Source organism: Brevundimonas sp. NPDC055311 (genome assembly GCF_053645695.1).
The window spans coordinates 1,160,409-1,181,498 of record NZ_JBSHMV010000001.1; the positions used below are offsets into that span (position 1 = coordinate 1,160,409).

At 67.8% G+C, this 21,090-nt stretch carries 19 protein-coding genes; 11 read left to right on the forward strand and 8 right to left on the reverse strand.

Annotation, left to right across the window (positions count from 1 at the left end):
* Positions 1-16: 16 nt before the first annotated feature.
* The 3 genes from uvrC (at position 17) to pgsA (ending at position 3,303) form a co-directional block, all read left to right on the forward strand.
* Complete coding sequence (uvrC, locus tag ACWIDZ_RS05650; protein WP_453989115.1) at positions 17-1,915, forward strand: excinuclease ABC subunit UvrC; 1,899 nt, start codon at positions 17-19, stop codon at positions 1,913-1,915.
* Positions 1,916-1,985: 70 nt separating this feature from the next.
* Complete coding sequence (locus ACWIDZ_RS05655; protein WP_338577929.1) at positions 1,986-2,600, forward strand: carbonic anhydrase; 615 nt, start codon at positions 1,986-1,988, stop codon at positions 2,598-2,600.
* A gap of 76 nt (positions 2,601-2,676) precedes the next feature.
* On the forward strand, positions 2,677-3,303 hold the full coding sequence (pgsA, locus tag ACWIDZ_RS05660; RefSeq protein ID WP_312218613.1) for a CDP-diacylglycerol--glycerol-3-phosphate 3-phosphatidyltransferase: 627 nt from the start codon (positions 2,677-2,679) through the stop codon (positions 3,301-3,303).
* Positions 3,304-3,331: 28 nt separating this feature from the next.
* Here the strand turns inward: pgsA and ACWIDZ_RS05665 are convergent, their stop codons facing one another.
* Together ACWIDZ_RS05665 and ACWIDZ_RS05670 are read right to left on the reverse strand one after the other, a co-directional pair.
* A complete protein-coding gene (locus tag ACWIDZ_RS05665; RefSeq protein WP_453989116.1) occupies positions 3,332-3,859 on the reverse strand; it encodes a GNAT family N-acetyltransferase in 528 nt (175 codons plus the stop codon).
* Positions 3,856-5,952, reverse strand: a complete 2,097-nt coding sequence (locus ACWIDZ_RS05670; protein ID WP_453989117.1) for a S46 family peptidase — start codon at positions 5,950-5,952, stop codon at positions 3,856-3,858. Before ACWIDZ_RS05670 ends, ACWIDZ_RS05665 begins: the two co-directional genes overlap by 4 nt.
* A 161-nt stretch (positions 5,953-6,113) precedes the next feature.
* Between ACWIDZ_RS05670 and ACWIDZ_RS05675 the strand changes: the two genes are divergently transcribed.
* Positions 6,114-6,452 carry a YdeI/OmpD-associated family protein gene (locus ACWIDZ_RS05675; RefSeq protein ID WP_453989118.1) on the forward strand — a complete coding sequence of 113 codons (339 nt, stop codon included), beginning with the start codon at positions 6,114-6,116 and terminating at the stop codon, positions 6,450-6,452.
* Between the two features lie 66 nt (positions 6,453-6,518).
* Here the strand turns inward: ACWIDZ_RS05675 and ACWIDZ_RS05680 are convergent, their stop codons facing one another.
* Positions 6,519-8,612, reverse strand: coding sequence for a S46 family peptidase (locus tag ACWIDZ_RS05680; RefSeq protein WP_453989119.1), 2,094 nt, complete (start codon positions 8,610-8,612; stop codon positions 6,519-6,521).
* Positions 8,613-8,795: 183 nt separating this feature from the next.
* On the opposite strand from ACWIDZ_RS05680, the gene ACWIDZ_RS05685 reads away from it, so the two are divergent.
* Genes ACWIDZ_RS05685 through ACWIDZ_RS05695 form a run of 3 tightly spaced genes read left to right on the forward strand, consistent with a single transcriptional unit; the run spans position 8,796 to position 11,772 of the window.
* Positions 8,796-9,968, forward strand: coding sequence for an ABC transporter permease (locus ACWIDZ_RS05685; protein WP_453989120.1), 1,173 nt, complete (start codon positions 8,796-8,798; stop codon positions 9,966-9,968).
* A gap of 5 nt (positions 9,969-9,973) precedes the next feature.
* Positions 9,974-10,732 carry an ABC transporter ATP-binding protein gene (locus ACWIDZ_RS05690; RefSeq protein WP_343828478.1) on the forward strand — a complete coding sequence of 253 codons (759 nt, stop codon included), beginning with the start codon at positions 9,974-9,976 and terminating at the stop codon, positions 10,730-10,732.
* 23 nt (positions 10,733-10,755) lie between these two features.
* The gene (locus tag ACWIDZ_RS05695) at positions 10,756-11,772 is read left to right on the forward strand and encodes an HlyD family secretion protein (protein ID WP_453989122.1); all 1,017 of its coding nucleotides are present in this window, start codon (positions 10,756-10,758) and stop codon (positions 11,770-11,772) included.
* Positions 11,773-11,867: 95 nt separating this feature from the next.
* On the opposite strand, the gene ACWIDZ_RS05700 is transcribed toward ACWIDZ_RS05695, so the two are convergent.
* Entirely contained in the window at positions 11,868-12,665 is a 798-nt protein-coding gene (locus ACWIDZ_RS05700; RefSeq protein WP_453989124.1) for a crotonase/enoyl-CoA hydratase family protein, read from the reverse strand.
* A 126-nt stretch (positions 12,666-12,791) separates the two neighbouring features.
* Positions 12,792-12,953, reverse strand: a complete 162-nt coding sequence (locus tag ACWIDZ_RS05705) for a hypothetical protein (RefSeq protein WP_162938831.1) — start codon at positions 12,951-12,953, stop codon at positions 12,792-12,794.
* A 166-nt stretch (positions 12,954-13,119) separates the two neighbouring features.
* Between ACWIDZ_RS05705 and ACWIDZ_RS05710 the strand changes: the two genes are divergently transcribed.
* Complete coding sequence (locus ACWIDZ_RS05710) at positions 13,120-13,338, forward strand: DUF1289 domain-containing protein (RefSeq protein ID WP_312218625.1); 219 nt, start codon at positions 13,120-13,122, stop codon at positions 13,336-13,338.
* A 77-nt stretch (positions 13,339-13,415) separates the two neighbouring features.
* Positions 13,416-13,907: a retropepsin-like aspartic protease family protein gene (locus ACWIDZ_RS05715; RefSeq protein ID WP_312218626.1), complete on the forward strand. Its 492-nt coding sequence runs from the start codon at positions 13,416-13,418 to the stop codon at positions 13,905-13,907.
* 7 nt (positions 13,908-13,914) lie between these two features.
* On the opposite strand, the gene ACWIDZ_RS05720 is transcribed toward ACWIDZ_RS05715, so the two are convergent.
* Complete coding sequence (locus tag ACWIDZ_RS05720; RefSeq protein ID WP_453989126.1) at positions 13,915-14,754, reverse strand: LD-carboxypeptidase; 840 nt, start codon at positions 14,752-14,754, stop codon at positions 13,915-13,917.
* Between the two features lie 76 nt (positions 14,755-14,830).
* On the opposite strand from ACWIDZ_RS05720, the gene ACWIDZ_RS05725 reads away from it, so the two are divergent.
* The gene (locus tag ACWIDZ_RS05725; protein ID WP_453989127.1) at positions 14,831-16,219 is read left to right on the forward strand and encodes a UDP-N-acetylmuramate--L-alanine ligase; all 1,389 of its coding nucleotides are present in this window, start codon (positions 14,831-14,833) and stop codon (positions 16,217-16,219) included.
* Between the two features lie 117 nt (positions 16,220-16,336).
* Complete coding sequence (locus ACWIDZ_RS05730; protein WP_453989128.1) at positions 16,337-17,938, forward strand: ATP-binding protein; 1,602 nt, start codon at positions 16,337-16,339, stop codon at positions 17,936-17,938.
* 27 nt (positions 17,939-17,965) lie between these two features.
* On the opposite strand, the gene ACWIDZ_RS05735 is transcribed toward ACWIDZ_RS05730, so the two are convergent.
* Together ACWIDZ_RS05735 and ACWIDZ_RS05740 are read right to left on the reverse strand one after the other, a co-directional pair.
* Positions 17,966-18,643 carry a Fe2+-dependent dioxygenase gene (locus ACWIDZ_RS05735; RefSeq protein WP_453989129.1) on the reverse strand — a complete coding sequence of 226 codons (678 nt, stop codon included), beginning with the start codon at positions 18,641-18,643 and terminating at the stop codon, positions 17,966-17,968.
* Positions 18,644-18,726: 83 nt separating this feature from the next.
* The gene (locus tag ACWIDZ_RS05740) at positions 18,727-20,994 is read right to left on the reverse strand and encodes a TonB-dependent receptor (RefSeq protein ID WP_453989130.1); all 2,268 of its coding nucleotides are present in this window, start codon (positions 20,992-20,994) and stop codon (positions 18,727-18,729) included.
* Positions 20,995-21,090: the final 96 nt, after the last annotated feature.

Genomic DNA, 21,090 nt, shown 5'->3' on the forward strand with positions numbered 1-21,090 from the left:
GCCTATATCCCGCCTGATGACCGACCCGACGCCCGACATTCCGGAGACGCCCGACTCGCAGGCGAACGCCCTTCCGCTTCAGGCCGCCGAGCTGATCGCGGACGAGGCCCGGCGCGCGCCCGACAAGCCCGGCGTCTATCGGATGTACGGCGAGGACGGCGCCTGCCTCTATGTCGGCAAGGCCAAGTCGCTGAAGAAGCGTGTGGTGCAATATGCGCAGGGGCGTTTCCACACCCAGCGCATCGGCCTGATGGTATCGCTGACCCGCTCGATGGAGCTGGTGGTCACGGCGTCCGAGACCGAGGCCCTGCTGCTCGAATCCAATTTCATCAAGAAGCTGAAGCCGCGCTTCAACGTCGTGCTGCGCGACGACAAGTCCTTCGCCGAACTGATGATCCGCCGCGACCACCGCGCGCCCCAGATCCGCAAGCATCGCGGCGCCCATACGATTCCCGGCGACTATTTCGGCCCCTTCGCCTCGACCTGGGCGGTCAACCACACGCTGAACACCCTGCAGAAAGCCTTCCTGCTTCGGTCCTGTTCGGACAGCGTCTACGAGACCCGCACCCGCCCCTGCATGCTGCACCAGATCAAGCGCTGCTCGGCCCCCTGCACCGGCCTGATCTCTTTGGAGGACTACGGCGACCTGGTCAGCGAGGCGGAGCAGTTCCTGCGCGGCAAGTCGCGCGCCGTCATCGGCCGCCTGTCGCGGGAGATGCAGGCGGCGTCGGACGACCTAGACTTCGAGACCGCCGCCCGCGTGCGCGACCGCATCCGCGCCCTGTCGGCCATCGCCATGGAGAGCAGCGTCAACGCCGACGGGGTGGCCGAGGCCGACGTCTTCGCCCTGCATTCCGAAGGCGGTCAGGCCTGCGTCCAGGTCTTCTTCTATCGCGCGGGCCAGAACTGGGGCGGACGCGCCTATTTCCCGCGCGTGGACAAGACCGACAGCGACCCCGAAATCCTCGCCGCCTTCCTCGGCCAGTTCTATGAGGACAAGCCGGTTCCGCGCCTGATCCTGTCCAACGTCCGGCCGCACGAGCTGGAGTTGCTGGAGGAAGCCTTCAGCATGAAGGCCGGACACCGGGTCGAGATCGCCCGCCCCCAGCGCGGCGGCAAGGCCAGCTTGGTCGACCACGCCCTGACCAACGCCCGCGAGGCGCTGGGCCGCAAGCTGGCCGAGAACTCAGCGCAGGGCAAAATCCTCGACGAGGTGTGCGAGGCCTTCGGTCTGGACGCCCGACCCGAGCGGATCGAGGTCTATGACAACGCCCACATCCAGGGGACCAACGCCGTCGGCGGCATGATCGTCGCCGGCCCCGAAGGCTTCCGCAAGAACCAGTACCGCAAGTTCAACATTAAGGGCGAAGACCTGACGCCCGGCGACGACTACGGCATGATGCGCGAGGTCATGCGCCGCCGCTTCGGCCGACTGGTCAAGGACGAGGAGGCCGGCGAGGCGGTGGAGCGCCCCGACCTGCTGCTGATCGACGGCGGGGCGGGCCAGCTGGCTGAGGTGCTGGCCGTCATGGCCGATCTGGGCGTCGACGACATCGCCGTGGTCGGGGTGGCCAAGGGGCCGGACCGCGACGCGGGGCTGGAGAAGTTCTTCATGCCGGGCAAGGCGCCCTTCATGCTGCCGCTGAAAAGCCCCGCCCTCTACTACCTGCAACGCCTGCGGGACGAGGCGCACCGCTTCGCCAACGGCGCCCACGCCAAGCGCCGCTCGATGGACATCAAGAAGAATCCGCTGGATGAAATCGAGGGCGTCGGGCCGGGACGCAAGAAGGCTCTGCTGCACGCCTTCGGCTCGGCCAAGGGGGTCAGCCGCGCTTCGGTCGCAGATCTGGTCAAGGTGGACGGCGTCAGCCAGGCCCTGGCCGAGCGCATTCACGGCTTCTTTCACAAGTCCTGAACCAGACGCATTTCGGCCAGCGGCGTTTTCGGGTTGAGCGACGAACCGTCGCGGGTCTAAGGGCTAGGTCATGACCGACGAACTGACCAAGGGCTATCACCGCTTCCGCCAGAATCGGTGGCCGTCCGAACACGCCGAATACGAAGCCCTGGCCGCCAATGGCCAGAAGCCGCACACCCTGGTGGTGGCCTGTTCCGACAGTCGCGCCGATCCGGCCCTGATCTTCGACACGGCGCCGGGCGAGCTGTTCGTGGTGCGCAACGTCGCCAACCTAGTTCCGCCCTATCAGCCCGACGGCAAGCTGCACGGCGTCTCGGCGGCGCTGGAGTTCGGCGTCAACGTCCTGCAGGTCCGGCATGTCGTCGTCATGGGCCACGCCTCCTGCGGCGGCGTCACCGCCATGCTCAAGGGCTCGCCCGCCAACTGTCAGGACTTCGTCGCCCCCTGGGTCGAGCAGGCCGCCCCGACCGTGCGCCGCGTGGTCGAGACGCTGCCCGCCGATCAGGTCGAATGCGCGGCCGAGGAGGCCGTGGTGCGCCTGTCGCTGGACAATCTGCGCACCTTCCCCTGGATCGCGGAAAAGGAAGCGGCGGGCGAACTGAAGCTCAGCGGTCTGCACTTCGGCATCGCCCTGGGCATCCTGTCCAAGCTGACCGGGCCGGGGCGGTTCGAGCGGCTGGACTGAAGGCGGCGTCCTCGCCTCTGCCCTCGCCTCTGGCCGCGAACCGTGGCACACCCGGCGTGTTGCAACGGAAGACGTCATGGCCCCTGCCTACAAAGCCATCCCCAACATCCTGACCAGCCTCCGGCTGGCGGCCGGGATCGTCATGTTCCTGCTGCTGGCGGGCGCGACCAGCGGCTTCCCCTTCGTCTCGGCCTGGCTGAGCCCTGACGACCAGTTCGCCATGTACAAGATCGGCTTCTGGATCTTCGTCATCGCCGCCTCGACGGACTGGATCGACGGCTATCTGGCCCGCCGCTGGAAGGCCGAGACGCGCTGGGGCGCCATTCTGGACCCGATCGCCGACAAGATTCTGGTCACCGGCGCCGTGCTGGGCGTGCTGACGAGCGGGTCGGTGCAGCAGATCATCATTCCCTGCGGCCTGATCCTGTTCCGCGAGTTCGCCGTCTCGGCTCTGCGCGAGACGATGGCGGGCCGCATCAATCTGCCCGTCACCCTGGCCGCCAAGTGGAAGACCACCTTGCAGATGGTCGCCCTGGGCTGCCAGCTGTTCGCTCGCAATTGGGACAGTTTCGGCCTGGACTTCGGTCTGCTGAACTATTTCCAGCCCTTCGCCGACACCCTGATCTGGCTGGCGGCGATCGTCACCATCTGGACCGGCTGGCAGTATTTCAGCGCCGCCCAAAAGCAGATGCGGGATCTCTAAATCCTTCTCCCCTTGTGGGAGAAGGACGTCAGAGCGTCTTCTCCAGCACCACGAACTCCAGCTCGCGCGTCTGGGGCAGGCCGAAACGTTCGTCGTCCAGCGGGAAGGGCCGCGTCTCGCCGGTCAGGCGATAACCGCGCCGTTCGTACCAGGCGATCAGTTCGCCTCGCTGACGGATGACCGTCATCTCCATGCGTGTCGCGCCGAAGCGAGCGACGGCCTGGGCTTCAGCAGCCTCGATCAGCACCCGCCCCAGACCGCCCGCCTGACGCGCCGGATCGACGGTCAGCAGGCCGAGATAGGCCAGCCCCTCGCCCTGATCCGCCACCTGGACGCAGCCGGTCAGGCCGCCCTCGACCTCGGCCAGCAGAATGATCCGCGAGGCGTCGGCCAGGATGCCGCGCAGCTCAACTTCGTCCGTGCGCTGGCCGCCCAGCAGGTCGGCCTCATGGGTCCAGCCCGCCTTGGCGCTGTCCCCGCGATAGGCGCTTTCGATCAGACGATGCAGCGCCGGAACATCGTCCGGCGCTGCAGGGCGCAAGCTCAGCTCGCTCATTGAACGCCGAGTTCCTCGACCAGGTGATCCATGCCGTAGACGTCGCGCAGGGCCGTGGTGACGGCCTGGGTGGTGACGATGACGCTGCGGTTGACGTTGCGATCATAGCCATAGGCGTTGCGCTGGGTCAGGACGGTGGAGTCGAAGTTGGCGCCGATGATCTCGCCCCTGGCGTTGACCGCAGGCGAGCCTGACGAACCGCCGATGGTGTCCGACGACACCGCCATATCCATCACCGTCGCGGGGTCGATGCGGTCCTTGGCGGCCAGCAGCTTGGGCGCGACGTTGAACGGCTCGGCGCCGGTGGCGCGGTCCCACAGTCCGGCGAAGGTGGTGAAGGCGGGGATGCGCTGCCCCGGCACGTCGGTCCCCTCTACCCGGCCGTAGGTCAGGCGCAGGGTGCCCGTAGCGTCCGGATAGACGGCGTCTCCGAAGACGGCGAAGCGGGCGACGGCCAGTTGTTCGGAGGCGCGGTCGGTCGGCGCCTGCACCCGGTTCTCCCAATCCGTGCGGACGGCGCGGGCTTGCGCGTCGATGGCCAGGACATACTGGATCAGCGGATCGGTCGAGGCCTGGACGGCGGGCAGGCCGCCCTCCCACAGGGCGCGGCGCACGGCGGGGTCGGCCAGCTTCGTGCCCTCGATCAGACGCGCGGACAGGCCCTCGGGGCTTTCCTTGCCCAGCAGGGTGCGGACATAGGGACTGTCGACCGTCAGCCATTCTCGGGTCTTGGACAACCACCACTCGAGGCGGATCTGCTCCAGCGCCGGATAGGTCGGGCGCGCGGCGAAGAGGCTGGACTGGACCCCCGCCAGTCGGCTGTCGGAAAACTCGGACAGACGCTGGTCAGACGGCTTGGCGCGCTCCTGGGCGCCGCGCACGATGGCCCGCGCCCATTGGAACAGGGGCGAGCCGCCCGCGACCGAGGTCGTGCCCATGCCGGTGCCGCCTTCCAGCAGAGCCATGGCCGGATAAAGCTCGCGCGCCAGCGGCTGGACATCGGCAAGAACAGCCCAGGGATCGCCGACTTCGGCGGACAGGGCCTCGTTCTCGGCCACGCCGCGACGGAAGACGGTCTCTTGCCCGGCCAGCTGGTCCATGAAGGCCGGGTCGATCAGGGCCGCCATGCGGCCGCGGCCGCGCTTGTAGGTGTTCTCCACCCCCGACAGCGGGTCCATGGCGATGAAGGCCTGATCCTCGCCCTCTTCCGAATAGCGGATCAGACGGCCGCGCAGTTCGGAGGCGATCAGCTGATCCAGCGGCAGGACCACGTCGCGGATGGTCATCAGCTGGGCCTGCGTCAGCAGACGCTGGGTCGAGCCGGGGTTGCCGGTGACGAAGACGGGCTCGCCCTCGGTCGGCTTGTTCGGGTTCCAGGTGAAGTGGGTCGGCGTCGCGGCGGGCTTGCCGTCTTCATACAGGCGGATGAAGGCGGCATCGATGGCGAAGCGCGGGAAGGAGAAGTTGTCCAGGTCGCCGCCGAAGGTCGCGGCGCGGTCTTCCGGCGCCCAGGCCAGACGCACGTCCGAGTATTTGCGGAACTTGTAGAGCTTGAACTGACCGCCGCGATACAGGCTGACGACCTGACAGCGGATTTTGGAATCGGAACCGCAGGCTTCCGCTTCGATACGGCCGGCCTCGGCCTCGCGCGCCTGGGTGAAGGCCTGACCGTCCAGCCCCTCGCCCGCCTTCTGCACCCGCTGGGTCACGTCCGTGATGTCGGTCAGAATCTCGGCCGAGGCGCCGGGGCACTGCAGCTCTTCCTCGCGGCTCCTGGGCGTGAATCCCGTCTCATTGTACTGAAGCTGCGGCGTCGACAGGTTGGCGACACACGAGGAGACGCAGTGGTTGTTGGTCATCACCAGCCCCTCGGCCGAGATGACGCCCGCCGAACAGCCGCCGAACTTCACCGACGACAGGCGAACGCGGTCCAGCCAAGCCTGGTCGATGTTCGTGCCCAGGGTCTGGTTGGCGCGGGCGATGGGGAAGTTGTCATAGGTCCACATGCCCTCCTCCGCCTTGGCCGAAGAGGCGGCGGCGAAGGCCAGGACGGCGGCCGAGGCGAACAGAAGGGGGGCGTAGGTGGTGCGCATGAGACATCCTCGGCGTCGCGGCCTTGGTCATCGCCGAGGCCCGGTTTCAGCCCCTTAAACCCGAGGCCGTCTTTGCGGTCAGTCTGAACAGAACCTGGAGGCAAATCGCAACCCCCGGCGAAAGCATTCACATCGCGCCTTCGCGGGTCTAGATTCGGCGAATGACGAAACGGGACGGGATTGACGCGATGTCGGACGACTTCCCCCAGGGCGTGGCGCATCAGGTTCCGGACGACATGCGGGCGCGACTCTCATCCGAGCCGGAAACCCTCGACCTGTGGCGCGGCCTCACCGCGCTGGGGCGCAATGAGTTCATCTGCTGGGTCGAAGACGCCAAACAGGCCGCCACCCGTCAGAAACGGATCGAGCGTGCCGTTGAGGAATTGCACGAAGGCAAGCGGCGGCCCTGCTGCTGGGTTGGCTGCATCCATCGCTCGGACAAGGCTCCCGGCCGCTGGCAACAGGCTGTGCTCATCGAGAAGCAGGGCAAGTCGAGATAGGCCTGCGGGCAAAGAAAAGGGGGCGCCCGAAGGCGCCCCCAGATCCCGGACATCAATCCGCCAGGCTCAGCGGCGCACGCCCAGTTCGCGCAGCAGGCGCGGCTGGTCGTAGACGTTGCGCAGGGCCTCGGTGACGGCGGCGGTCGAGACCGACACCGTGCGGTTCAGCTCGCCGTCGTAGCCGAACGAGCCGCCCAGGGAGTGGATGTTGCCGTCGAAGGCGGCGCCGATCACTTCACCCTTGGCGTTGATCACCGGCGAGCCGGAGTTGCCGCCGATGATGTCGTTGGTCGAGACGAAATCATAGACGACGTCCTTGTTGATCCGGTCCTGCGCCGCCAGGAAGCGCTCGGCGGCGTTGAACGGCTCGGCGCCGGTGGCGCGTTCGTACAGGCCGCCCATGTGGGTGAAGGACGGAACGGTCACGCCGCGATAGGTCCAGCCCTTCACCTGGCCGTATGACAGGCGAAGCGAGAAGGTGGCGTCCGGATACTGGTTCTCGCCATAGACGGCGAAGCGGGCCTGGGCGACCTTTTCGGCGGCGCGGGCGGTCGGAGCGTTGACGCCCGCGTCCCACTGGGTGCGGACGGCCTGGGCGGCATCGTCATTGGCCAGGACGAAGGCGATCATCGGGTCGCCCGAGGCGGCCAGCTGTTCCGGCGTCATGGCCAGGGCTTCGGCGCGGAAGGCCGGGTCGATCAGGCGGCTTTGCGACAGGCGGGCGGCGATGACTTCGGGGCTTTCGGCACCCAGCATGGTCTTCACGTCGGCGCTGTCGACCGTCAGGTATTCGCGGGTCTTCAGCATCCAGTGCGACAGCTGGATCTCCTCGACGCCGACGGGGATCGGCGCGTCCGAGGCCAGTCGGCGGCCCAGGGCGGCGATGTCGCTGTCGGCGTATCCGGCGCGGCGTTCGGCGACGGGCTTGGCGCGTTCCTTGGACGCGCGGACGATGGCGCGGGCGTAGGAATAGAGGGTCGAACCGCCGCCGGCGTTCGCTTCAAGCTGGCGATAGGGCAGATAGAGGTCGCGGGCGGTCGCCTGCACCTTTTCCAGATCGGCCCACGGGTCGCCGATGCGTTCGGCCACAGCCGGATCGGCGGCGACGCGCTGGCGCAGTTCCGCCTCTTCCTGGCGCTTCTTGGCCATGAAGGCCGGATCGGTCAGCGCGCCCTGCTGGCCGTAGTAGACCTTGAAGCTGTTCTCCAGGCCGAAGATGGGATCCAGCGCGACGCGCTTCTCTTCCTCGCCGATCGTCGAATATTCGATCAGGCGGCCGCGCAGCTCTGCGCCCTGGATCAGGGTGATCGGAATCTGCTGGTCGCGCAGGCGCTCCAGCTGGCTCATGGTCAGCAGGCGCGAGGTCGAGCCGGGGTTGCCCGCCACGAAGGTCACTTCGCCGTCGACCGGCGCGTTCGGGTTCCACTTCAGGTGGTTGGGCGTGACGACCGGCTTGCCGTCCTCATAGGCGCGCAGGAAGGCGGCATCGAGGGCGTAGCGCGGGAAGTTGAAATTGTCCGGATCGCCGCCGAAGAAGGCCGCCTGGAACTCGGGCGCGAAGACCAGACGCACGTCTTCGTACTTGCGGAACTTGTAGAGGGCGTATTTGCCGCCGCGATAGAAGCTGATGACCTGGCAGGTCAGCTTGCGGTCGTCGCCGCAGGCTTCCTTCTGGATGGCGTCGATCTCGGCCGAGCGGGCGGCGACGAAGGCCGCGCCTTCCAGACCCGCGCCGGCGCCCAGGACGCGATCGGTCACGTCGGTGATGTCGGTCAGGACCTCGGCGGTCTGGCCGGGGCAGGTCTTCTCTTCCTCGCGCGTGGCCGGCATCCAGCCGTTCTTGACGTAGTCGTTCTGGGCGCTCGACAGATCCTGGACGCAGGAGATGACGCAGTGGTGGTTGGTCAGGATCAGGCCTTCGCCCGACACGAACGAGGCCGAACAGCCCTGCAGACGGACCGCCGCATTGCGCACGCGATCCAGCCAGGCCTGATCGATGCGTGTGCCGTACTTGTCGTTCACCGTCTGGATCGGAAAGTTGTCGAAGGTCCACATGCCCTCGTCCGCGCGTGCGGCGGAAGCAGGGGCGTTGACCACGACGGCGGCCATGCCGAGGGCGGCCAGAGAGGCGGCGAAGGAAAGGGTGCGGCGAAGTGACATGGGCGTCTCCCTAGAGCGTGACATCACGCCCCGTCTTGCTGTGGCGCCGTCACTAGACCCGCAAGGCCCGCCCCCTCAAGCCCCGCAATAGATCCGGCCGAGCCAGCCTTACCCCGATTTAACTTGGCCTCCGGCGGGGCGGCGGTCAGATAACAGCGCAAGTCAGGGGAATGAATACGCGTCATGTCGCTCGCGCTATCCACGCTGCTCTTCGAGTGGCGCCGCTATATGGCCGCCGTCATGGCGCTGGCCCTTTCGGGCCTGCTCGTGCTGGCCATGACCGGGGTCTTCATCGGCATCGGCAAGGGCTTCACCGCCGCCATCGAGCGCTCGAGCGCCGACATCTTCATCATGCAGCCCGGCGCCAAGGCCCTGTTCAGCGGGCCGATGGGCATGCCGCGCCGCTTCGTGCCGCTGGCCTATAACCACCCCGAGGTGGTCGAGGTGAAGACGCTCGACATGTCAGGCGGCAATTTCCAGAACATCAAGAACGTCGATCCGACCGCCACGGCCGCCGACCGCGCCAAGCAAGGCGCGCCGCGCCAGAAGAGCGTCCTGGTCAACATCATCGACACGGCGCCCGGCTCGGTCACCATCCCGCGCGACTATTCCGAGGAATTGGTCGAGGCCCTGCGCCAACCCTTCACCGTGGCGGTGGACGAGACGGCGCTGACGCCGCTGGGCGTCAAGCTGGGCGACAAGGCCCTGTTCAACGGCCAGACCGTGACCGTGGTCGGGGTGCTGCGCGGCTATCCCAACATGATGCAGCCGACCATCGTCATGTCGCGCGACTCCTTGCGGATGCTGGGCGAGGCCTTCGAAGGGCCGCGCGTCGGCCCGCTGATGCTCCGGATCAAGGATCCGGCTCGCGCCGAACATGTGGTGGCCCAGCTGAACGCCATGGGCAACGGCCAGTGGAAGGCCTGGACCCGTCAGCAGCTGGCCGACGCCAACGCCGGCGCCATGTTCGAAGAAGGCATACTGGTCATCATCATCGGCGGTTGCGTGGTGCTGGGGATCATCATCGGCGTGGCCATCACCTGGCAGACCCTGCGCGGCGCCATCATGGCCAACATCAAGGAGTTCGCCTCCCTGCGCGCCCTGGGCGTCGGCATGGGCTCGCTGCGCCGCATCGTCATGGAGCTGAGTTTCTGGGTCGGCATGGTCGGGGTCGGCGCAGCCATCCTGCTGACCTGGCTGCTGTCGCTGTTCGCCCTGTCCAACGCCGTCATCATCTCAATGCCCCTCAGCCTGCTGCTCGTGGTCGGCGGAGGCCTGATCGGCATCTCCATGCTGTCGGGCTTCCTGTCGATGGGCATCCTGAAGAAGAGCCAACCTGCGGACCTGCTGCGATGAACACCATGGCTTTTGGGCACACGAAAGTTCACGGCAAGCATGGCGAGTTCGCCCTGGAGGCCAAGGGTCTGGTCAAACGGTTCAAGTCCGGCCGGTCCTATGTCGAGGTGCTGAAGGGCGTGGATTTCGACGCGCGCCACGGCGACCTGACCATGGTCATGGGGCCGTCCGGTTCGGGCAAGTCGACGCTGATCGCCGCCCTGTCCGGCCTGCTGCGGCCCGAGGAAGGGCGCGTCGACGCCCTGGACGTGGATGACCTGTGGAAGCTGTCGGGCGGCAGGATCGACAAGTTCCGCCTGGATCACTGCGGCTTCATCTTCCAGGGCTTCAACCTGTTCCCGTCGCTGACCGCCCTGCAACAGGTGACGACGGTGCTGAAGTTCCAGGGCCTGTCGTCCGATCGCGCCAAGAAGCGCGCCGCCCTGGCGCTGGAGGAGGTCGGCCTCGGCCATCGCCTGCACCAGCGCCCGGCCGCCCTGTCCGGCGGCGAGAAGCAGCGCGTCGCCATCGCCCGCGCCCTGGCCAAGGACCCGCAGATCCTGTTCGCCGACGAACCGACCTCGGCGCTGGACGGCGAGAACGGCCAGGTGGTCATCAGACTGCTGCGCCGGGCAGCCACCGAACACGGCGCGGCGGTCATCTGCGTGACGCACGACCCGCGCCTGGAGGCCTGGGCCGACCGGGTCATCCACATCGAAGACGGCGTGATCATCGACGATCAGCGCCGCACCCCCAATCCCGAAGCCATCCTGGCGTCGCACTGACACCGATCCCCTTGAGGACCCCCATGCCCGCATTTCTGAAAAACAAATGGCTCTGGATCGGCCTGGCGCTGCTGGTCGTGCTGATCATCGGCTTCGGCATGGTGCAGAAGGCCGGGGCCGCCAAGAAGGCCGAACTGGCCGAGGCGGCCGAGAAGAAGGTCGAAAGCCCCTACTCCGCCATCGCCAACGGCAAGATCGACATCGAGGGCGGCATCATCCAGATCGCCGCGCGACGCGGCGGCGTGGTCCGCGATGTGCTGGTGCAGGAAGGCGATCTGGTCAAGGCCGGTCAGATCCTGGCCCGCCAGGAGGACGACGAGCCGCGCCTGGCGCTGCAGACCGCCTCGGCCACCCTGGCCGAAGCCGAGAGCCAGTTGCGCCTGATCAACGTCGACATCGCCGCGGCCCAGCGCGAATACGACCGCCTGCAGAAGCTGGTCGCCACCAACTTCGTCGCCGCCCAGCGCATGGACCAGGCCCGCGACGCCATCGCCCAGGCCCAGGCCCGCCTCGGCTCGCAGCAGTCGGCGGTGCAGAGCGCCCGCGCCCGTCGCGACCAGGCCGCATACGACGTCGAACTGACCGTCATCCGCTCGCCCGCCGACGGCCGCATCGTGCGTCGCTACGCCAACCCCGGCGCCGGCGCCTCGACCCTGAACGTGTCGAACATGTTCGATCTGGAGCCGGCGGCCCCGCGCATCGCCCGCGCCGAGATCGTCGAGGCCGACATCCCGAACGTCGCCGTCGACCAGGCCGTGGAGATCACCCCCGAAGGCGACCCGTCCAAGGTCTATGTCGGCAAGGTGCTGCGCCGCGCCGCCGTCTTCGGCGCCCGCAAGCTGGCCTCGGACGATCCCTCGCAGCGCACCGACGAACGCGTGGTCGAGGTGGTGGTCGCCGTGGACGACGCCCCGCTGCTGATCGGCCAGCGCGTCCTGGTCAAGTTCATGAAGCCGGGCGAAACCGCCGGCGCCAAGCGCGACAACGCCTCCACCGGCGTGCCCGCCGCGCGCGCCATGAAGGCGCCCGCTCGGACGTAACAGCGGTCAGGATGGAGACGGAGCAAGGGCCTCGCGAGGGGCCCTTTTTTATGGCGACACGGTCTTCACCCGCTCGCCCCGGCGGAGAAGGACGCTCAGTTCCCCGTAAACTCACCGCTGCGCTTCTCCAGCACCGCCGTCACGCCTTCGATGTGGTCGTCGGTCAGGTGGGCCAGGGCCTGCATGGCGGCGGACAGTTCCAGCATCTGGTCGAAATTCATGTCGCGGCCCTGACGCAGCAGACTCTTGGCCATGCGCAGAGCCTGGGGCGGCTGGGCGGCGATCTGTTCCGCCGTCTGCATCGCCTCCTCCATCAGCGTCTCATGCGGGACGACGCGGTTGACCAGGCCCCACTGGTCGGCCGTCGCCGCGTCGATCGAACGGGCGGTGAACAGCAGTTCGGCGGCGCGGGCGTAGCCGATGTTTCGCGGCAGCAGCCACGAGCCGCCGTCGCCGGGAATGATGCCCAGCTTCATGAAAGGGACGCCGAAGCTGGCGCGGTCAGAAGCGATGCGGATGTCGCCCAGTCCGGCGATGTCGCAGCCCAGCCCCATGGCCGGTCCGTTGACCGCCGTCACCAGCGGAACCTCCAAGCCATAGAGGGCGCGCACGATGCGGTGGACGACGCGGCGATAGCGTTCGCGGATGGCGGCGCCCGAGCCTTCGAACAGGTCGCGGCGATCCTTCATCGCCTTCAGGTCGCCGCCCGCCGAAAAGGCCCGCCCGGCGCCGGTCAGCACCACGCAGCGGATGGAGGGGTCGGCGTTGACGGCGTCGCAGGCGGCGGCGAAGGCCTCGCCGTCCTCAAGGTCCGGCAGGGCGTTCAGACGATCGGGCCGGGCCAGCGTCCAGACCATGACCGCGCCTTTGCGCTCTTCGACGATCAGACCCATGCCGCGCTTCCTCTTCTGAAATAGAGGCCCGGGTGTCGGCCAAGGGGCGGCGCGATGGCAAGGGCGGAATTGAAAAACCCCGGTCGTTCTGACCGGGGCTTCTGGCTGGATCATCCAGTCTCGCGACTACGCGCGCGGCCGTTTGATCGTTATGGGCACAAAGTTGGACGGGTGGCTGACCACGCGGTCGCCGGCGCCGTTCATCTGCTTCGTGTTCACCAGCATCCCGCCGAAAAGGGCGAAGGACAGCATGGCGTGCTGGAGATTGCGCTCTTTGTTTTCGTTCATTTTTGGCGTCTCCTTTCGTTGAACGATGAAAGAAGACACGTCGTGCTTTTTGGGACTCTCACCCTGTCAGTCGTTTCGCGTCGAGGATGAACATAGCCGCCCGGCGCGAAAAGTCAAGAAATTATAGTCCGTTCTCGGACTCATTGTTGCGATATCGTCACGAACCATGCCCCCTGCTCCCGCCTCCCTCCCCCCGCGTCCGATCGTCAGTCCCTGCATCATGGTCTGCACCGTCGACGGCGCGTCCGGCCTGTGCCTGGGCTGTTTGCGCACCCTTCAGGAGATCGCGACCTGGAGCCGGATGACGGACGAGGCCCGCGCCGCCGTCATGGACGACCTGCCGGGTCGCAAAAAGCGGATCGACCCCCGGCTGCTGGGCGAGTGAAGGGCGGGCGTCGTCAACCTTTCGTTCGCCACGTCGCTTCACCGCATGGGAAGAGGCCAGCCCGCATAGTCCGCGACATGATCCGCTTTGACCTCCGCTCCGCTGTCGTCTTCGCCGCCGCCCTGGCGTCGGCCTCGGCCTGCGTCGGCGCCCTGATGTGGTGGGAAGGCCCGGCCCAGGCCTACGCCGCCGTGGCCCTGAAGGAGGCGCCGTCGGTGACGCGCGCGGCCGACGGCCACTACTGGGCCGAGGCGACCGTCGAAGGGCGGCCCATGCGGATGCTGGTCGACACCGGCGCCAGCGTGGTGACGCTGAGCCGCGCCGACGCCGAACGGCTGGGCGTGCGGCTGAAGCCGCATGACTTCAACCAGACGCTGAACACCGCCTCGGGCCAGACGCCCGCCGCGCGGGTGCTGCTGACCTCCGTATCCGTGGCGGGGGTGGAGATGACCTCGGTCGAGGCCCTGGTGATCGACCGCGACATGCCCGCAGCCCTGCTGGGCATGAGCTTCCTGGGCCGGCTGTCGGCTTTCGAGGCGCGACCCGACGGCTTGATCCTGAGGGGTTGAGGGCGGCTCAGTCGCGCGCGCCGAAGGGCACCACCTTATTATCCCGGTCATGGCCGATATCGGCGTCGCCCAGATAGGGAATCCCTGACCGCACGCACCAGTAACGCACGATCTCCTCCGCCGTCAGGCCGAAGTCGGGATCGTTGACGGTGACGTCAGAGACACGGCCCAGCCGGATGCCCGCCACACGACGGATCGAAGCCTGGCTGGTCAGGTGGAACATCATCCGGTCGACGCGATAGAGAGCCTCGGACACCTCTTCCAGCATCAGGACGTGGCCGGTCAGGTCCGGCTCGATCGCCGTCCCGACCAGTTCGTTGAGAATGGTCAGGTTGAAGCCGACGGCGGGTCGGGCGTCGGTCAGCAGGGACGGCTCCAGGGAGGTCGGATCGCCCGACCTCAGCCAGTTCACCGCCCGGCGCCCGGTAGCGTCATGGCGCGATCCGTCCGACGCCATCGGCCCGTGCGCGACATGGGGAAAGCCCGCGCGATAAAGCGCCGCCAGCAAACTGCCTGCATCGGAATAGCCCAGGTAACGCTTGGCGTAGGCATGGGCGGTCAGTTCGGGAATCACCGCCTCGGCGATGCGGCAGGCCCCATAGCCGCCGCGCGCGAACCAGACGGCGTCGATGGCGGGGTCGTTGGCCGTCTCGACGAAGGCGCGGGCGCGGGTGGCGTCGTCGCCGCCGAAATGACCGTGGACCTCATGGAGGGCCGGGTGCAGCGCCAGTTCTACCTCCCCGTCCGGCCAGGTCGCCGCCGCCCAGGCCCGGATCGCCTCGCCCCGCGCCGGATCGAGACGGGAGCTGGCGTTGACGACGCCGATTCGGAACGGTCTGGTCTGCATGGACGGGGTGGCCTTGAGCGTCTTGCGTGCTAGTCAGACCGGACATTCCCCGGTTTCTCGCATTGAAATCAAGCCGATGAACAAAGACTACTTCTTCTGCGGCGTCGGCGGTTCCGGCATGATGCCGCTGGCCATGATCGTTCAGGCCTCGGGCGCCCGTATCGCCGGGTCAGACCGGGCGCTGGATCAAGGCCGCACGCCAGAGAAGTTCGACTGGCTGCGCGCCCACGGCGTCACCCTGCACCCGCAGGACGGATCGGGCGTGGTCAGCGCCGATCAGGTGGTCGTCGCGACCGGGGCCGTCGAGGACACGGTGCCTGACATTGGATCTGCAAAGCGCGTCGGCGCCGTCATCAAGACCCGGCCTCAGTTGCTGAGCGAACTGTTCAACGCGGCTCCGACCTCGATCGGCGTGGCGGGCACCAGCGGCAAATCCACCATCACCGGCATGGTCGCCTGGATTCTGGATCAGGCCGGCCGCGCCCCGACCGTGGTCAACGGCGCCGTGATGAAGAACTTCGCCTCGCCCGACCAGCCGTTCGCCAGCGCCCTGATCGGCGGACCAAACCTGTTCGTTGCTGAAGTGGACGAAAGCGACGGCTCCATCGCCCGCTATGCTCCGACGGTGGCGGTCGTCTCCAACATCTCGCTGGACCACAAGTCGATGGAGGAGTTGCGCGACCTGTTCGGCGGCTTCGTCGGCTGGGCGACGACGGCGGTGCTGAATCTCGACAACCCCGAGACGGCGGCGCTGGCGCAGACCCTGGCGCCCGGCAAGGCGATCACCTTCGCGCTAGGCGAGGAAGACGCCGATCTGTCGGCGCACGACCTTGAGCCCCTGCCGACCGGCATGAGGTTCGAGCTGCGCGTGCGCGGCGAGGCGGCGCGGGCGGTGACGCTGAACGTGCCGGGCGCGCACAATGTCGCCAACGCCCTGGCGGCCCTGGGCGCGGTCAAGGCGCTGGGCGTGCCGGTGGATCAGGCGGTCGCGGCCCTGGAGACGTTCAGCGGCATCCGGCGCCGGCTGGAGGTGGTAGGGACACGGAACGGCGTCACCGTCATCGACGACTTCGCCCACAACCCGGACAAGATCGCCGCCACCCTAAAGACGCTGCACGCCTTTGACGGGCGGCTGCTGATCCTGTTCCAGCCGCATGGCTTCGGCCCGCTGAAGCTGATGAAGCAGGAATTCATCGCAGGTTTCGCCGGGCTGATGCGGCAGGACGACCTGCTGCTGATGCCCGAGCCCGTCTATTACGGCGGCACCACCGACCGCAGCGTCGGCAGCGAGGACATCGCCGCGGGCGTGCGTGCGGCCGGGCGTCAGGCGCTGGCCCTGGCGACCCGCGCCGACTGCGGCGACCGCATCGTCGAGACGGCGCAGCCCGGCGACCGCGTGGTGGTCATGGGCGCGCGCGACGACAGCCTGTCGACCTTTGCGGCCGAACTTCTGGCGCGCCTCTGATCATCAGATACCGGATGATCTTTCAGATTAACCTTGCAAAACATTCATTTACGGAAAAGCGGCTGTTAAGCGGCCTGACCTAACCCTGCGCTCGCAGAACGCAGGGGACGGCTGGGAATGGCCAGGATCGGAGACTTCGTGGACGCCTCGGCGCCCATGGCGCCGGACGCGCCGGGGGCGGACGCCCTGGCTCGTTTCGAGGCCGAGCCCGCGACCCTGGTCATCGCCGTGGCCGACGCCGACGGCCGGCCCGTCGGTCTGATCGAGCGCAACGCCTTCACCCTGAAGCTGGCGGCCGAGTTCGGCCGGGCCCTCTACGCTCGACGGCCGGTCTCGGCGCTGATGGACCCCGCTCCCATGATCGTGGAGGCCGACGCCTCGGCTGACGTCCTGTTCCAGTCGATGGACGCGGCGGGACTGGGCGCCCTGCTGAAGGGGTTCATCGTCGTCTCGCGCGGCCGTTATGTCGGCGTGGGGGCGGGCCTGCACGTGTTGCAGGCCGGGGTGGCGATCCACAAGCGGCGGGCCGAGGCCATGGCCGAACTGGCCCAGAACCTGGTCCGCGCCGAGGCCGAAGCCCGCGCCTCCAGCCGGGCCAAGTCCGAGTTCCTGGCCGTGATGAGCCATGAGATCCGCACGCCCCTGAACGGGGTGCTGGGCGTGGCCGCCCTGATGGAGCGGCAACTGACGCAGGAGGCTCTGCGCCCCCACGTCCGCACCATTCTGGATTCGGGAAACAGCCTGCTGCGCCTGCTGACCGACGCGCTGGACATGTCGCGCGCCGAGGCCGGGATGCTGACGCTGGAGCCCGCCCCGCTGGACCTGCAGGCGGTGTCGGCGGACCTGTTCGCCCTGTGGAGCCCGCGCGCCGAGGAGAAGGCGCTGGACCTGCGGGTCGAGAACGACCTCGCCGCCGCCCGCTGGATCGTCGGCGACGAGATGCGGCTGAAGCAGTTGCTGAACAATCTGATCGGCAACGCCCTGAAGTTCACCGAAGCGGGTTCGGTCGCGGTGCGGCTGACCACGACGCTGGAGACCGGCCAGGTGCGCCTGTCGGCCACGGTGGACGACAGCGGCCCCGGCGTCAGCGACGAGGCGGCGCGCGCCATCTTTGAACCGTTCAACACCGGCGAGGCGGGTCGCCAGGGCGCCGGCGCCGGTCTGGGGCTGGCGATCTGTCGGCAGATCGTCGAGCGCATGGATGGCAAGCTGGCCGTCGAGCGCTCGCCGCAGGGCGGGGCGCGCTTCCGTTTCGACCTGCGCCTCCCCCTGGCCGAGGCGGACGGTCTCCGCAATCCCGAAGCCCTCGCCGACCCCACCGCCCATGCCACGCTGCACGTGCTGGTGGTGGACGACAACGCCGCCAACCGCTTCGTGGCGGGCAAGGTGCTGGAGCTGTTCGGCTGCACCCACGAGACCGCCGAGAACGGTCGCCAGGCGGTCGAGCGCGCGGCGGCGGCGACGTTCGACCTGATCCTGATGGACGTGAAGATGCCGGTGATGGATGGCGTGGCGGCGACGCGCGCGATCCGCGCCCTGCCCGGTCCGGCGGCCGCCCTGCCGATCCTGGCGCTGACGGCCAACGCCGATCCGCGCGACGAAACCGCCTATCTGGCGGCAGGGATGGACGGGGTGGCGCAGAAGCCCATCCAGCCCGAGGCCCTGCTGAACGCCATCCGCCTGGTCCTGTCGCGCGGCGAGGCGGCCCAGGCGGCCTGATCGCCCCAGCCCTTCACACCTCGCCCTTCACACCTCGGACCAGCGCCGCAGCAGGTTGTGATAGACCCCGGTCAGCTCGATCACGGCCACATCCTTCGGCCCCTTGTCCAGATTGACGCGCTGGATCGCCACATCGAGGCGGAACAGGTTCTCGCGGTCGGCGTCGTCGCGGATCAGGCTCTGCAGCCACATGAAGCTGGAGACGCGCGCGCCGCGGGTGACCGGCGTCACCCGGTGCAGGCTCTTGGACGGATAGAGGACCAGATCGCCCGCCGGCAGCTTGATCGACTGGGCGCCGTACATCTCCTCGATGATCAGCTCGCCGCCGTCATAGTCCTCGGGTTCGGACAGGAAGAGGGTGGCCGACAGGTCGCTGCGGATGCGATGGCCGTCGCGCTGGCGGATGGCGTTGTCGACGTGGGTGCCGAACTCGCCGCCGCCCTCATAGCGGTTGAACAGGGGCGGAAAGATCGTGTGCGGCAAGGCGGCCGAGACGAACATCGGATTGGCGTTCAGCGCCTGCACCACCAGGGCCGACACCTCGCGCGCCTGGGCGCTGTCCTCGGGCAGTTGCTGATTGCGCTTGGCGCTCGCCGACTGATGGCCCGAGGTCATGTTGCCGTCGGCCCAGGGGCCGGCGTCCAAGGTCTGGCGCAGGGCCTTCACCTCGGCCTTGGTGAAGACTTCGGGGATGTGCAGCAGCATGGCTCTCTCACCGTCTGGAAACGCATCGGCCCCGCCGCTCGAACGAACGACGGGGCCGACATGATGGCGCGAAACGCGACCTCTTAGTAGCGGACGTTCAGCGTCAGGATCGCCTGGCGCGCCGGGGCGACATCGGCGTGATGCACCCCGTTGGTGCGGATGATGTACTCCTCATCCCCGGCGTTCTGGACGTTCAGCTGCAGCGAGGCGCGGTCGTTGATGTCGTAGGAGGCGAACAGGTCGACGCGGGTGTATTCCGGCGCATAGACGCGGTTGCCGCCGCCGCCGGCCCCGCCCTGGTTGCCGCCCCAGGACTTGGAGACGTAATAGACGCCGCCGCCCAGGCTCAGCTTGGGCAGGACGCGATAGGTGGTGAACAGGCTGGCGCTGTGCTCGGGCGTATTGGCCAGCGGGTCGCCCAGGTTGACGCTGCTGTAGGCGCCGCGCACCAGTTCGGAGTCCATCCAGGTGTAGCCGCCGAAGACCTGCCACTTGTCGGTGATGTTGCCCGACACGCCCAACTCCACGCCCTGGACCCTGGTCTCGCCCGCCTGTTCGAACAGGCCCGGCGCCACTTCGATGGCGGCGTCCTTGCGCGTCAGGTGGAACAGGGCGCCGCTGAGCGCCAGCCGGTCATCGAACAGATTGGCCTTGGCGCCGATTTCGAAGCTCTCGGTCTGCTCCGGATCCAGCACGGTGCTGGCCAGGTTGCCGCTGCCCACGCCGCCGACGCCGTTCTGATCGCCCGCCGAGATCGTGGGCGGCGTCGAAGCGGTCGAGAAGGAAGCGTAGACGCTGCTGTTCGCCGTCGGCTTGTAGACCACACCCAGCTGATAGTTGACGAAGTCCCAGTCCGCCTCGCGCATGATGGGCGCCGTGGCGCCGCGCGGCAGTTCCGTGCCCTCGACGTCATAGCGGTCGTAGCGCAGGCCCAGGTTCAGCTTCCACCGCTCGCCCAGGCTGACGGAATCAAAGGCGTAAAGCCCCAGGGCATCTGTGTCCGAATAGGTCTCCGGCCCGCGCGTGATCGTACCCGTCCACGGGTCGTTCGGGTTCGGCGCATAGACCTGGGTGCAGTCCAGTCCCGTCAGCGGCGCCGGGCAGGCCGTGCCGGTCAGGGTGGTGACATTATAGGAGGCGTTACGGTTCTTCTCGCGCGACAGCTCCAGGCCGACGTCGAAGTCATGCTTGATCGCGCCGGTCAGGAAGGAGCCGTGCAGGTCGGTGACGTTGGCCAGGGTCTCGGCCGGGTTCCAGCGCGACTTCAGACCCCGCTTCATCCACCAGACGCCGTTGATCTGCTCGGCCGCGCCGCCGTCGCCGGGGTTGGTGACGACATAGTCGTTCAGCGTCTGCGAGTAGCGGGTGACATTGCGCAGGGCCAGGTTGTCGTTGAAGCGGTGCTCGACCTCCAGCGTCAGGCTGTCGACCGTATTGTTCAGATAGTCGCGCGCCTTCAGGCCGTAGAAGCTGTCGTAGGGCACGTCCAGCACGCCCGAGGCGTCCGGGCGCGGCGCCGCCGCACCGCCCAGCTTGGTGTAGAGCGGGATGCCGTAGTCAGGCGTCTGATTGCTGTCGAGGTGGTAGTAGCTGGCGGTGACTGTCGTCGGCGTGCCCAGGCCCGCGGCGATCGAGGCGCCGACGCCCCACTTGTCGAAATCGGCCCCGTTGCGGCCCGGCACGTCGCCCTGCGAGGCCATGACGTTCAGACGCATGGCGGCGGTCGGACCGACCTGCCAGTTGGCGTCCACCGTGCCGCGCAGATAATCGTCCGTGCCGACGCCGGCCGAGCCATGGACGAAGTTGGTCAAACGCGGCGACTTGGAGCCCAGATTGATGCTGCCGCCGCCCGAACCCCGGCCCGAATAGACGGAATCGGCGCCCTTGATGACCTCGACCTGCTCCAGGTTGAAAACCTCGCGCTGCTGGCCGCCCGTGTCGCGGATGCCGTCGACGAAGATGTTGTTGCCCGAAGCCTGTCCCCGGATGAAGGGCCGGTCCGCCAAGGGCTGACCGCCCTCGCCCGCGCCGAAGGTGATGCCCGGCGAGGTGCGCAGAATATCCTGCAAGGAGGTGGCGGCGGTCTGTTCGATGATCTGTTGCGGGATCACCGTCACGGTACGCGGCGTATCGACCAGAGGCGTGACGAACTGCGGGTCCTTCGGCTCGCGCTTCACGCGATGGCCGTTCACGTCCACCGTGCCCAGATTGGTGGCGTCCTGACTGACCACGCCGTCGGCGGGCGCGGCCTCGTCGGCGACCGCAGCCATCGCCGGCGCCGCGCACAGCATCCCGGCGGCGCTGGACGCAAACAGGAGCGCCTTGAGGGCGGCGGAGCGAGTGTCGGACATGGGGAGGAACCGGTCAGTGATTGAGACCGGCTCGCATTAGCACCATTTCAAGGTGCGACAATCTGACTCCTGCGACTAAATCGCACTTGCGGGTCA